Origin of the sequence: Enterococcus sp. AZ071, assembly GCF_050499065.1 — a bacterium.
Lineage (GTDB): Bacteria > Bacillota > Bacilli > Lactobacillales > Enterococcaceae > Enterococcus_A > Enterococcus_A ferrettii.
The window spans coordinates 3829051-3840267 of the sequence record NZ_JBIPAS010000001.1 but is presented as its reverse complement, the minus strand read 5'-3'; the positions used below and the strand labels follow the sequence as shown (position 1 = coordinate 3840267).

13 protein-coding genes are annotated in these 11217 nt (G+C 42.5%); 2 read left to right on the top strand and 11 right to left on the bottom strand.

Annotation, left to right across the window (positions count from 1 at the left end):
* Positions 1 to 3 precede the first annotated feature (3 nt).
* The 5 genes from IGI49_RS18555 to IGI49_RS18535 are packed head-to-tail and all read right to left on the bottom strand — an operon-like array spanning position 4 to position 3200.
* Positions 4 to 456: a precorrin-2 dehydrogenase/sirohydrochlorin ferrochelatase family protein gene (locus IGI49_RS18555; RefSeq protein WP_207701507.1), complete on the bottom strand. Its 453-nt coding sequence runs from the start codon at positions 454 to 456 to the stop codon at positions 4 to 6.
* A complete protein-coding gene (locus IGI49_RS18550) occupies positions 441 to 1136 on the bottom strand; it encodes a sirohydrochlorin chelatase (protein ID WP_207701506.1) in 696 nt (231 codons plus the stop codon). Before IGI49_RS18550 ends, IGI49_RS18555 begins: the two co-directional genes overlap by 16 nt.
* 11 nt (positions 1137 to 1147) lie before the next feature.
* Positions 1148 to 1780: a response regulator transcription factor gene (locus tag IGI49_RS18545; RefSeq protein ID WP_207701505.1), complete on the bottom strand. Its 633-nt coding sequence runs from the start codon at positions 1778 to 1780 to the stop codon at positions 1148 to 1150.
* A gap of 6 nt (positions 1781 to 1786) precedes the next feature.
* Complete coding sequence (locus IGI49_RS18540) at positions 1787 to 2764, bottom strand: sensor histidine kinase (RefSeq protein ID WP_429962906.1); 978 nt, start codon at positions 2762 to 2764, stop codon at positions 1787 to 1789.
* A gap of 7 nt (positions 2765 to 2771) precedes the next feature.
* Positions 2772 to 3200 carry a GAF domain-containing protein gene (locus tag IGI49_RS18535; RefSeq protein ID WP_429962905.1) on the bottom strand — a complete coding sequence of 143 codons (429 nt, stop codon included), beginning with the start codon at positions 3198 to 3200 and terminating at the stop codon, positions 2772 to 2774.
* 121 nt (positions 3201 to 3321) lie between these two features.
* Between IGI49_RS18535 and IGI49_RS18530 the strand changes: the two genes are divergently transcribed.
* The gene (locus IGI49_RS18530; protein WP_429962904.1) at positions 3322 to 4803 is read left to right on the top strand and encodes an amino acid permease; all 1482 of its coding nucleotides are present in this window, start codon (positions 3322 to 3324) and stop codon (positions 4801 to 4803) included.
* 15 nt (positions 4804 to 4818) lie between these two features.
* Here IGI49_RS18530 and IGI49_RS18525 read toward each other — a convergent pair whose 3' ends face one another.
* Positions 4819 to 5598, bottom strand: a complete 780-nt coding sequence (locus IGI49_RS18525; RefSeq protein ID WP_429962903.1) for a helix-turn-helix domain-containing protein — start codon at positions 5596 to 5598, stop codon at positions 4819 to 4821.
* Positions 5599 to 6067: 469 nt separating this feature from the next.
* On the opposite strand from IGI49_RS18525, the gene IGI49_RS18520 reads away from it, so the two are divergent.
* Positions 6068 to 7063: a hypothetical protein gene (locus IGI49_RS18520; RefSeq protein WP_429962902.1), complete on the top strand. Its 996-nt coding sequence runs from the start codon at positions 6068 to 6070 to the stop codon at positions 7061 to 7063.
* A gap of 77 nt (positions 7064 to 7140) precedes the next feature.
* Here the strand turns inward: IGI49_RS18520 and IGI49_RS18515 are convergent, their stop codons facing one another.
* Genes IGI49_RS18515 through IGI49_RS18495 form a run of 5 tightly spaced genes read right to left on the bottom strand, consistent with a single transcriptional unit; the run spans position 7141 to position 11184 of the window.
* Positions 7141 to 7866 carry a tyrosine-protein phosphatase gene (locus IGI49_RS18515; RefSeq protein ID WP_429962901.1) on the bottom strand — a complete coding sequence of 242 codons (726 nt, stop codon included), beginning with the start codon at positions 7864 to 7866 and terminating at the stop codon, positions 7141 to 7143.
* A 9-nt stretch (positions 7867 to 7875) separates the two neighbouring features.
* On the bottom strand, positions 7876 to 8661 hold the full coding sequence (locus IGI49_RS18510) for a PhnE/PtxC family ABC transporter permease (protein ID WP_207701499.1): 786 nt from the start codon (positions 8659 to 8661) through the stop codon (positions 7876 to 7878).
* Positions 8662 to 8670: 9 nt separating this feature from the next.
* Positions 8671 to 9465 (bottom strand): phosphonate ABC transporter, permease protein PhnE, encoded by a 795-nt coding sequence (phnE, locus tag IGI49_RS18505; RefSeq protein WP_207701498.1) that lies wholly within the window; start codon positions 9463 to 9465, stop codon positions 8671 to 8673.
* Complete coding sequence (phnC, locus tag IGI49_RS18500) at positions 9452 to 10270, bottom strand: phosphonate ABC transporter ATP-binding protein (RefSeq protein WP_429962900.1); 819 nt, start codon at positions 10268 to 10270, stop codon at positions 9452 to 9454. Before phnC ends, phnE begins: the two co-directional genes overlap by 14 nt.
* Positions 10270 to 11184 carry a phosphate/phosphite/phosphonate ABC transporter substrate-binding protein gene (locus IGI49_RS18495; protein WP_429962899.1) on the bottom strand — a complete coding sequence of 305 codons (915 nt, stop codon included), beginning with the start codon at positions 11182 to 11184 and terminating at the stop codon, positions 10270 to 10272. Before IGI49_RS18495 ends, phnC begins: the two co-directional genes overlap by 1 nt.
* Positions 11185 to 11217: the final 33 nt, after the last annotated feature.

The following is an 11217-nucleotide window of genomic DNA, read 5'->3' as shown; positions in this document are numbered from 1 at the left end:
ACGCTAGCTTTTCGCTAACGACTTTAAGAAGGCTTGTACAGCTGTTCTCAATTTTTTGGATTTCTCTGGTGATTTACCACCAGTGGTAATGGCTACCCCCACGTCACCTTCTTTGACAAGGGCCATGTTGAAAAAGTTGCTGCGACTTTGCTTAGTCGTATCATTGACTAGCTGCTGCGGTGTTGTTTCCTGCAAAATCTGTTGATTAACTGCTTCATTGTCGGTACAAATAAAAATCAGCTGAAAGCCTTTTGTGTCCCCTGCTTGAAAGGGGCGCCTCTGCAAAATAATTTTTCCAGCTTTTTCCAAATTTACCAACGTATCTGTTGCTTCGGCAGCAACCACAACGGGGCGACCGCCCTCTTCTACCAGCCCTTTTATCTTGCGGGTAGCAATTTTGCCGCCCCCAATCACTAATATATCTAATCGACTTAGCTTAATCAGGATTGGATACATGCGACTTCCTCTAATCGTTCAACAATTGCCGCTTCTAAAGCTGGCTGATCCTGCAAGGTTGGCAGCAAATCATCAATCGAACCTCGGTCCTGCAGAATTTCATCTTTGATTTTCTTCGCTAAATAGCCTTCTGTTAAAAATAAACGCTGGATAATCAAAGGCTCTGAATGTTGCAAAAGGACTTCCTGGTACGTGTGTTCCCCGTGGTAATGCGCTGGATAAACCGCTTTGCCAGTCGCCTGAGAAACTTTTTCCGCCAGCTGTTGTAATTCCAAATAAGGCTCCTCATAATGAGGAGTTCCATGAGCAATCAAGAGAACCTCGCCAGTCAGAGCAGATAGCTTTACCTGCTGAATGAGGTAATCATTGACGGATTGAGTAGTTCCCAAGGTAGCTAAAATGCGGTAAGTCCGTTTTCCTTCTAGCTGCCTTGCTGCTCGTTGCGGCAAATCTTCTTTCGCATGGGTTGCTGGAAACAGCAATACCGGCAAAAAGATAATCTCTTCTACCTGTTTTGCCAGCAAAGATTGAATCGCATTCTCCAATGTTTGTTGCTCCCCCTCTAGTAATCCAATTTCATAGGGACAGGTTAAGCGGGGGCCTATCTTTTCGATTAAAGCCAAATTAGCCGTTGAAAGCTTATTTTTTCGTCCATGCAACACAAATACAATTCCCTTCATGGCTGCTCCTCCTAAAAATCAATTAAGTGATGTCTCAAGCTGTACTGAAGCAAGCTCGCATAGCTCTCCAGTTGCAGCTTCTTGCGAACATTGGCCTTGTGGACCTCGACTGTCTTCACCGAAATAAATAAGCGTTCGGCAATTTGTTTGTTGTTATAACCTAAAGCTACCAGCGGCAGGATCTCTTTTTCCCGCTTGGATAGACTGCCATACAGCGGATCTTCCTTTTCTAAGGCAATTTCACTCAGGGCTTGCTCCGTATAACCATCATAATACCGTTCCCCTTGAAAAACTGCACGAATCGTTTCAATTAACGTTTCATCATTAGCCGTTTTTAATAGAAAGCCGTCCGCCTGAGCCTCTAATGCTTCCCTTACATAGGAGCGCTCATCGTGCATGGTCAAAACAATCACCTTCACATCGGGAAAGGACTCCTTCAAACGCTTTGTAGTCAGCAGTCCATTTTCCCCCGGAGGCATACTAATATCAATTAAAACCACATCTATTTCATTGCTTTCAACGGTCATAAACACTTCATGGCCGTCAGCAGCATCGGCAACTACTTCCATATCCGGCTGCGCATTTATCAAAAAGGCCAGTGCATTGCGGATCATGGCGTGATCATCTGCGATTAAAATCCTCATCGTTTTCTACCCCTCCTTCAGCGGTACCTGCATCTGAATAACTGTTCCCTGATTGGGTTGGGAATGAATGACCAGATTGCTGCCGATCGAATATGCTCGTTCCTGCATATTCACTAGTCCAAAACCGCTCTCCTGCTGAGCCATATCGAAGCCTGCCCCCTCATCCTGGATTCGGACAGTTAGCTGATTTTTCGCAAAGTCTAGCGTTAAGTAAATCATATTCTCCCCTGAATACTTCATGGCGTTGGAAACCGCTTCTTGAATAATTCGGTAGATAGCTATTCGAACAGGCTCGGTCAGCGGCTGCTTATTTCCACTAACTGTTAGATCAATGTCGAAACCTGTCATTTCAGTCGTGCGTTCAATGAACTGCTCCAGGGCTTGAATTAAGCCAAATTCATCAATTGTCATCGGCCGAAGATCGCCAGCCAAATGCTTGATTTCATTCAACACCTCGGAAAAATGTCGATCCAGGGCTTTCATTTTTTGCGGCTTTTCCTCGTCAACAGCCCATTTTAATCCTCGGGTCTCCAACATTAAGCTATAAACGCTTTGAGCTATTCCATCGTGCAGGTTTTGGGCAATTTTCTTCCGTTCTAGCTCACGAACATTGTTTAAGTATTCAAACAAGGAGCCTTTCTTCTGATCAGCAGGCCGATTCTGAACCTGCAGCACTAGTTGTCCATCGGTACTGTCCACCCTGCCCCAAAACTCCTCTGACCTGCCGCTTTTAGTCAACAAGACAAAAGGAAAGCCTGCCGGCGAAACATTGCCTTCCAACGGACAGTTTAAGCATTCATCTTTAGTGCTATGCAAGGCACAGCCCTGTCCTCGACTGATTTCCAACACAGATTGCAGTTTAAACTGGTAGCTGGTTTCAATTTCCTGAGCTTTTTGTGTTTTGGCGATCAGCTGGTCGCTCTTATCCACCAGCCAAATCGCTTCTTGGATATGGTTAAATAGTGTTTCATTTAGCTGAAGCAATCGGTTTTCACTTCCTTAATCGTTGGCTAAGTTCTGCGGCAGCCGTTTCCAGCTGTTGTCTTTCAACAGAAGAAAATGAGTGGTCCGTTCGATACCCGCTCATTAAAACAGCTTCTACCTCGCTATGATGCATAACGGGTACAGCTAAAGCCGTCTGCAGCTTTTCTGTTCGGGCGATTGGATACTCCACCAGCTTATCCGGCTGCTGAAAAATATGTTCATCCAGCTGGGTTCGGGCCGTTTTCCAAACCATCCCTGCAATTCCTCGACCAACCTGCAAACGAATATTTTTGTAGGCTTCACTGCGATTTCCGGCAACCTGCATCCAGCGTATTTCCTTCGGAGCATCTTCCGCTGCTGCATTCATGGCGATCCCAAGGAAGTCACATCCCCACTTTTCACGATAAGCTGTTACCCATTCTTTGAGTGACTCCATCATAACTACTCCAATTCCCTATATTTTCTTTAACCACTTGTAGTTTGTTATTCATTTCACTATTATAGAGGCAATGATTCAGTATCATCATACCAGAAGTTTAAGAAAGGTGCGTGAAAAAATGCAGAAGAATGTTTCCCTGCCGAACTTGATTTTGATTATTACAACAACGGTTTATTCCTTCTCTAGTATGGCAACAGCCTTCTTTATGTTAGGAAGCCGTTCACTAATCTGGTTTTTTATTAGCGCTGCCTGCTATTTTATTCCTTATGCCTTAATTGTTGCACAATATACAAAAAAATACGCGCAGCGCTCTGGATCGATTTATGATTGGCTGAAGGATTCTCTCTCGCCCAAAGCGGCTTTTGTTACCGCCTTTTTATGGTACTGCAGCTATTTTATCTGGATGATCAGCTTATTTATGAAACTGCTGATTCCGTTGTCTCTTTTACTTTTTGGTCAGGACTTGACTGGAAAAATCGACTGGCTGGGATTGCCGCCGCAAATATGGTTGGCCTTCTTTGCAGTTTTAGCAGTCTTTCTATTAACAAGCTTAATTAATCGCGGCTTTCAGACGATTTTATCCTTTCTGAAGCTTAGCAGTTATGCCATGATTGGCTTGCTTTTGTTGTCCTTATGCAGCAATCTGACGTTGATTTTGCTGCAACCAAATCAGGTAGCGGCAAATATTTTGCAAAGCCTGCATGCTCCTAGTTTTTTTGCGGGGACCAATGAACATTTTTTATCCCAGCTGCCTTTTTTTATCTTTTCAATCACTGCATTTGGCGGTTTGGACACCGTTGCCAGCTTGGCTGATCGCACGAAAAAAAGCCGAACTCGTTTTCCTAAAGCGATTGTTTACAGTGCTGGTCTGATCTTTTTACTATATTTTGGTGGAATTATCTTATGGAGCGCTGCAGCTAATTTGGAGCAGCTGAGGAGCGGCGACCAAATGCATTTAGGTAATCTGATGTATGGTTTGATTGGGAGTACAGCTCATTCTTTAGGTGAGGCTTTGCAGTTGAACAGCAATCAAAGTCAGCTGTTGCATCAATTTTATATTCGGTATACAGCCTTTACTATGTTTGTTTCTTATATCAGCCTGCTGTCATCAATTATTTATGGTCCGCTGAAAAGCTTGATTCAAGGTACACCCAAGGAGCTTTGGCCGCAAAAATTGACACGTTTAAACAAGCAGCAGATGCCTGCGAAAGCTTTATGGGTTCAGTCGCTGCTGTTGGCTGTATGTATTTCAGTTCTTTCAATGAACCATTTCTTTGTGGCTGATTTGTTTAATCAGCTAACATACATGACGAATGTCTCTCGGGCACTGCCTTACTTTATCGTTGCTATGAGCTTTCCCTTCTTTCTGCGAAAGGGCATGGTTCAGCCTGACGAGCTGCTGATTCGGCGAAAGAAGATCAATTATACTCTTTCCTTAAGTGTTTGTGCCTGTATCTTTTTAGCCATTGCTTTTCAGGTCTATGAACCATTGAAGGTAGGGAATTATCTGAATTTCTTAACTTTAATTGTCGGTCCACTACTATTTGGCGGACTAGCCAGCTGGATTTATCAGCGCTTTGAACGAAAACAAATCGCATAGAAAAAGAGGAATCGCTCACTGCGATTCCTCTTTTTGCTCTTGCTGATGCATATACTCGTAGATCGAATTCCCTTGAATCAGTTGTGGCAGAATTTGATCCGAATCTTTGACAGGTACTCCTTTTCTTTCTAGGAAAGCGAGAAATTGCGGTAAAAAATCCTGTGCATTTGCTGGCAGATCCAATGAATATTTTTCCTTTGCCTTTGTTAGTACTGATAAGTAAAAAGGATCCTTATTTAGATCAAACGGTGAGTAGCGCTCCCGTATGATGTAAGCAATGTCTACCGATTCAATCATTTCATAGGTTAAGCTTGTTTGGTTACTCTTTTTTTTGATTAATTGCAGGACCAATTTAAACGGATTGTCGGAAAAGTTCTCTAACGTGATCCTCTGCTGATGAATCACCCAATAATCATCCACCAATGCTGGTAGATTTGCTAAGGTGATCAATGCAATTAAGACGATTATTACGATAGAAATCCCCAGTGAAATTCCTAAAAGCGGCAGCATCATGAAAAATATCAGCCAGATAAACCAAAACTTTCCGGGACTTACTTTAAACATTCCTTTGCCTACTACATAGGGCTTTTTGAAAAAGGGACTGCCCTGAACCAGCTCATCTAATGAAACATTGTAAAGATCACTCAATAAGATGAGATTATCGATACTAGGAACGGCTTCGCCATTTTCCCACTTGGCAACCGCTTGGCGTGATAGATATAATTGATCGGCTAATTCTTGCTGAGTCCAATTTGCTTCTAGACGCCGCATTTTTAATAATTGATTGATTTGCATCCTGGTCACCTCCTACTATTAGTGTACCAAATCCCGTCAAATAGGCACGCAACTGTTGGTTGCCTGTTAAAATTCCAGAGAAATCCCCCACAATCCGGTGTATTTACTTCTAGGATTTCACCTAAGAATTCTCTGCAGTTCATTTTTATCCAAATAGAGACTATTTACTTCTTTTCTTAAAAGGAACCAAATAAAAAAACATTCTTCCATTTCGAGTTTTATCAAAAAAATTTATAAAAAAACAAAGAAAAAAGATAATCGACTCCTGAAATCCCCTATCATCCCGTTATTCACAACCATCCCCCGTTTTTCTGTTTTTTGGTATAAATATCACTGAAACGATATGGATTTAATTATATTCAACAAGCATTTTCAAAAAAATCAAATTAGATAAAAGTTTTACTTGATTATTACAAATCAGTTGTTTTATAATTGTAAACGAATTACAAAGAAGATTGGGGATGTAAGTATGAAACTAGGCTATAGACAACTAATGACGATGAAACCCGCTGGGCTCGCACAACGGTTCTGGGACTTTTTTGCGGAAAATGATGAAAGCGCCTACCTTATTCAGTGCGCACTTCTTGTTCAAATTCGCAATTCATTGTCGCCGACAGATTTTTCTTTCTTAGCTAAAGAGTTAATCTGCCAATTGTTTCTAGAAGGTTCTGATCTTCAAGAGGTTAAGGAGTTATGTGTTTGTTTTCGTCCTTATTTTACTGATAATGAGTGGCAGAAGGTAACGACCCGCCTGTTTCCAACCCCTAAAGAACGTGCCAAAATTACCGAGCAAGCTCGCTTATATACTAAAAAGTTTCCTTTGCTGTATTCAGGTGAAAGAGAAGTGCAGACCAAGGCTAGTTTGCTTGCAACCTTTATGGATGAAAATGGCAAAAAACACAGTTGGACCACGAGCAATGTTGACCCAAATCTAACCTCTCAACAGCATGAGGAGTATTTGTCGTTGTTAAGTACCTTAACCATTCTCCAAAAGGATGGCGTTCGCCGCTTTGTGTCATTGGTTGAAGTGAATTACAGCCTTTTTCGTACAAGCATCGCCCGTCGTACTCAGGAAGAAATCGATGAACATCAAGCAAAAGTCAATGATCTACCACGAGTAAACACTATCGGACAGGCTGTGGCTCAACCAGAAGAGCAAGCGCTAGCTGACAATATACAAGAACTATCAGAATCCTCAGAAAAAGTTTCTCAGGCAGCCAAAACGGGTACAGCGAAGCCGCGAGAAAATCGAACCAGTCAGAAAACCCAGAAGCAATCGCCACAAAACAAACCTGTGCCGCCAGAAGCCGATTCCTCCGAAGAATTGAATGATCCTGAAAGTGTTGCCGCCTATCTCAATCAGCTGAAAAGAAAAGCAGCTGGTAATCCACCTACTAGAGAAGAGCGGAAGAAACAAAATCAGATAAATAAGGCGTTGGGTAAGAAGAAGCGGCGGCGGAAATAGCCAACAATAAGTTGCCTTGTTTAGCTGGAATTCATACAAAAAACGCATAACCAATCGCTTGATTATACGTTAGAGGATTAAACGAGGATTTCGTTAAGGACCATTCGAGCTTTCAACTCCGTCAAGATCGCTTGTGATACACCAAAGCTGCGCAAATAATTTTCCACTGTTCCATAATGCGAATGCAAATAATCCAAGGCTTCTTCAATGTAATTCGGCAAAGAGTAGGACATCTCAATCGGATAGCTTCCGTGTGTCTGCTTAAAGCTTGGATTTACCTGAAGGTAAGTATGGGTAATTTGATAATTAGCGATAATATCCGCTTGCGAAACACCGGCTAATTCTAATAGAAAAGCCGCAACAATTCCGGTACGGTCTTTTCCAGCGGCGCAATGAAACAGAATGCAGCCTTCGCTTTCGGCAAACGCTTCAAAAATTTTTACCAAGCTTTCCGGATAGCGTTTTAAGCAATCCACATAAAAGCTGCCCATGGAATAATTCATTTCTTTGGTAATGTCCTTAGTAGCATCTGCAACATTGCCAGTCACTAAAGGAATATGCAAATTCTGAATAAGCGGAGAGTGCGGATTCGGCGACTCGCTCACCTCACTATCGCTGCGTAAATCAACAATGGTTCGCACACCATAGTTTTCTAAAAAGGTTACATCCTGCTGAGTTAAGTCCGACAAGCTGTCACTGCGTAAAAATTTATGGAAATGGGTAGCGCCCTCTTTTACAGGATAGCCTCCCAGCTCCCGAGTATTAAAGCTGCCGTCTAACGGCAAACGTGTATAATTTATCATATGCTGCTCCTATCTAATTGCTTTTTTAATCTGTCCAATCAGCAGTTCCACGGTGATCATGGTCACAAAGATGACTACTATGATCGTGGAGATTTTAGCGTACTCATATTTGCCAATCGCACGTGTTAATACCATCCCAATACCACCAGCACCTACCATCCCTAGAGAGATTGATTCCGCAATATTGGATTCTAGTCGAATGGATGTCCAAGACAAAATCGGATTGGTCAAGCCTGGCAGTAAGCCTTCCGTGATCAGCTGCAGCCAACCGGCACCGGTAGATTTCATCGTTTCGATAATTGCCGGGTCCTGCTCTTCAATGGAACTGATAAAGGACTTGGTTAAGTAACCAGTCGTTGGAAAAATCAGACCGACAACTCCAGCGGTGTTCCCAAAACCTAAGCTTGCTACAACAATCAAAATCCAGATTAATGCTGGGACTGCCCGCACAATTCCAACAATCCCCTTGATTAAGCCTGCCAACAGAGGATGGGGTGTTGTGTTGCTGGCACCTAAAAAGCTCAAAGGAATGGAAAGAACAAAACCTAAAGCCAAACCGGCCACTGCCATACATAGAGAAACAAACAATTCAGAAATAATTGTTCCCAACTCCGAAAAATCTAAGGCAAAGAATTTAGGTACTACCTCTCCAGCTGACTCAAACCGGCTAACAAAGGTTTTAACATCCAACTTTAAGAAATACAGACTTGCTGCAAATAAACTAATTAATCCCAGTCCGACGATAAGGGTTGTTACCTTTTCTCGTTTACTGGATACTGCTATTTTTGCTTCCATAAGCTCCTCCTACCTCACAAATCGCCGCAAACGATTCACGACAAATTCCGTTGCCAGAACCATCAGCACCAAAATAATAATCAGCGATAGAGCTTCATGGTATTTGAACAGCCGAATATTGGTTTGAATCATGATCCCGATACCGCCAGCTCCTACCATTCCCAGAATCGATGATGCCCGAATATTGATTTCAAAAGAGAATAACGTCCAGTTAATCCAGGAAGGAATAAACTCTGGAATCAGACCATGAAACAAAATCTGTGCATACGATGCTCCGCTAGCCCGTAATGCTTCCAGCTTACTGCCGGCAATTTCATCAATCGAATCCGCATAGGAGCGTGCCAAGAAACCTAGTGTCGCAATAATCAAAGCCAACAATCCTACCATATTGCCTATTCCAAAAATGTAGACCAGCAGCGATGCCCAGACTAGCACGGGAATATTTCTTAAAAAGGAAATGAACACCCGTACCGCAATCCGTACCCAACGAAAGGGATTGGTTTGCTCTGACATTAATAAGCCAAAGACAAAGGCCAAAATTGCTGAAAAATAAGTCCCCACTACCGCAAAAAGAATCGTTTCAATAATCAGCGGCACATAGGTAGGCAGCTGGCTAAAGTTCGCTGGCAGGAAATTGGTCAAAAAGAAGTGCAAGAAACTAGGAAAGGCTAGCAAAGCCTCGATCACATTCACCTTTAAGTAAGCAAAGGCAAAAATGACGACTGCCAAAATACTCACATACTTCATAATTGCTGAAAACTTCCGCTGGTCAGTTAAAACGACCTTGTGACTAGATTTCTCCATAGGCCAAGCTTCCTTCCTCCATCACCGAAGCCGTTTTCTGCAGCCTCATTTGTTCTTCCTTGCCTTGATAGATCATTGCGGTTGTTTGATCATCCAGTTCCTCTGGCTTGCCATCAAAGACGACTTTACCTGCTTGAATCCCAATAATACGTGTCGCATATTTTTTGGCAAAATCAACCTGATGCAAATTTACAATACAGGTAATGCCACGTTCCATCGTTACCCCCTGCAAGTGATCCATTACAATATTGGCGGAATTGGGGTCCAAGGAAGCAATCGGTTCATCTGCCAGAATCAGCTTAGGATGCTGCATAATTGCCCGGCAGATGCCGACCCGCTGCATCTGTCCACCTGATAAATCATTGGCTCGCTGATAAATTTGCTGACCCAGCCCGACCTTCTTTAATAAATCTACGGCTTCCTGTTTATCACTTTCAGGATAGAGACTAAACAAACTCTTGGCGAAGGAGATTTTCCCCAGCCGACCATGCAGCACATTCTTGATTACGTTTGTGCGCCCGATTAAATTATAGTGCTGGAAAATCATGCCGATGTCTGAACGCTGACGCTTCAATTCGCGTCCTTTGATCTTTTCCATATGCGCTCCATCGAAAATAATTTCGCCTTCTGATGGATCAATCATGCGATTAATTGAACGAATAAATGTAGACTTTCCCGCTCCCGATGGTCCGATCACTACAATAAATTCACCTTTATTAATGGTTAAATTGATCTCTTTCAACGCATACTTTTTCTTGTCATAGGTTTTGCCTACATTTTTTAATTCCAGCAGCTTTTTGGTCATTATTCTGTCTCCTCAATGTTTAAGGTTTCAACCATTTCTTTCACGACGTCGTAATCTTCATCCTTGGCTTCCACAAAACGAACATCTTTACTACCATATAAGGTTTCAAAGTAGTCGCCATTTTCATAATTTAAGTAGAAGTCTTTGATTTTGTCCTTCATTTCCTGCGGCAAATCTGCGCGGATCACAAAGCATGCATTCGGAATAACATCTGTTTCGCCAACGATTCGAATATCATCTTCCTTCATCATACCGGCTTCCACCAGTTGAGGAATAATCTGCTCTGCCACAGCAGCTGCCTCATAGTCGCCTTTGATAACGCCCATGATACTAGAATCATGTTTACCAGAATAAGCCACGGTTTTAAAGAAGTAATCCGGATTTTCCAGTTGATCTGGATCAAGGTCTAAATCATTAACTAATTTTGATTTAGGGAACATATAACCAGAAGAAGAGGCTGGATCAACAAAGGCAAAGGTTTTCCCCTTCAAATCCTCCAAAGACTGTGTTTCTTTGTCATCCTTGTTCACGATAAACACTGTTCGGTAAGGCTTTTCACCCATCGAAGTGGTTGTTACCAGTGGTTCAACTCCCGCTACTTTTTTAGCTTGGTAATAGCTCATCGGGGTAACTAACAAGACATCTAATTTACCTGCCTTCATGGCCTCAATTCCGACCGAATATTCCGCTCCCTCTAGTTCTTCTATCTCGATTCCTAATTCTTTTTCCATATCCTTGCGAAATTCGTCATTCTTGGTTCCTGCGTCAGGGTTCGTTTCATCTGGCATTTGGACAATGGTTAATTTATCTACTTCATCTGCAGCTGTCGCCGATTGATCGTTCCCACAGCCAGTCATAATTGCTAAAGTCGTGCCGCACAATAGTGCCAGCATTGCTACCTTCAATTTTTTCATTACTCAAACTCCCTTGTTTTAAGTTTCAGTAGT

Bases quoted from the DNA above. Each gene is read 5' to 3' on its own strand.
- IGI49_RS18520 (WP_429962902.1), top strand. From the start codon at position 6,068: ATGAAACTAGGCTATAGACAACTAATGACGATGAAACCCGCTGGGCTC.
- IGI49_RS18545 (WP_207701505.1), bottom strand. From the start codon at position 1,780: ATGAGGATTTTAATCGCAGATGATCACGCCATGATCCGCAATGCACTG.
- phnC (WP_429962900.1), bottom strand. From the start codon at position 10,270: ATGACCAAAAAGCTGCTGGAATTAAAAAATGTAGGCAAAACCTATGAC.
- IGI49_RS18530 (WP_429962904.1), top strand. From the start codon at position 3,322: ATGCAGAAGAATGTTTCCCTGCCGAACTTGATTTTGATTATTACAACA.
- IGI49_RS18525 (WP_429962903.1), bottom strand. From the start codon at position 5,598: ATGCAAATCAATCAATTATTAAAAATGCGGCGTCTAGAAGCAAATTGG.
- IGI49_RS18555 (WP_207701507.1), bottom strand. From the start codon at position 456: ATGTATCCAATCCTGATTAAGCTAAGTCGATTAGATATATTAGTGATT.
- IGI49_RS18510 (WP_207701499.1), bottom strand. From the start codon at position 8,661: ATGGAAGCAAAAATAGCAGTATCCAGTAAACGAGAAAAGGTAACAACC.
- IGI49_RS18515 (WP_429962901.1), bottom strand. From the start codon at position 7,866: ATGATAAATTATACACGTTTGCCGTTAGACGGCAGCTTTAATACTCGG.
- phnE (WP_207701498.1), bottom strand. From the start codon at position 9,465: ATGGAGAAATCTAGTCACAAGGTCGTTTTAACTGACCAGCGGAAGTTT.
- IGI49_RS18535 (WP_429962905.1), bottom strand. From the start codon at position 3,200: ATGGAGTCACTCAAAGAATGGGTAACAGCTTATCGTGAAAAGTGGGGA.
- IGI49_RS18550 (WP_207701506.1), bottom strand. From the start codon at position 1,136: ATGAAGGGAATTGTATTTGTGTTGCATGGACGAAAAAATAAGCTTTCA.
- IGI49_RS18495 (WP_429962899.1), bottom strand. From the start codon at position 11,184: ATGAAAAAATTGAAGGTAGCAATGCTGGCACTATTGTGCGGCACGACT.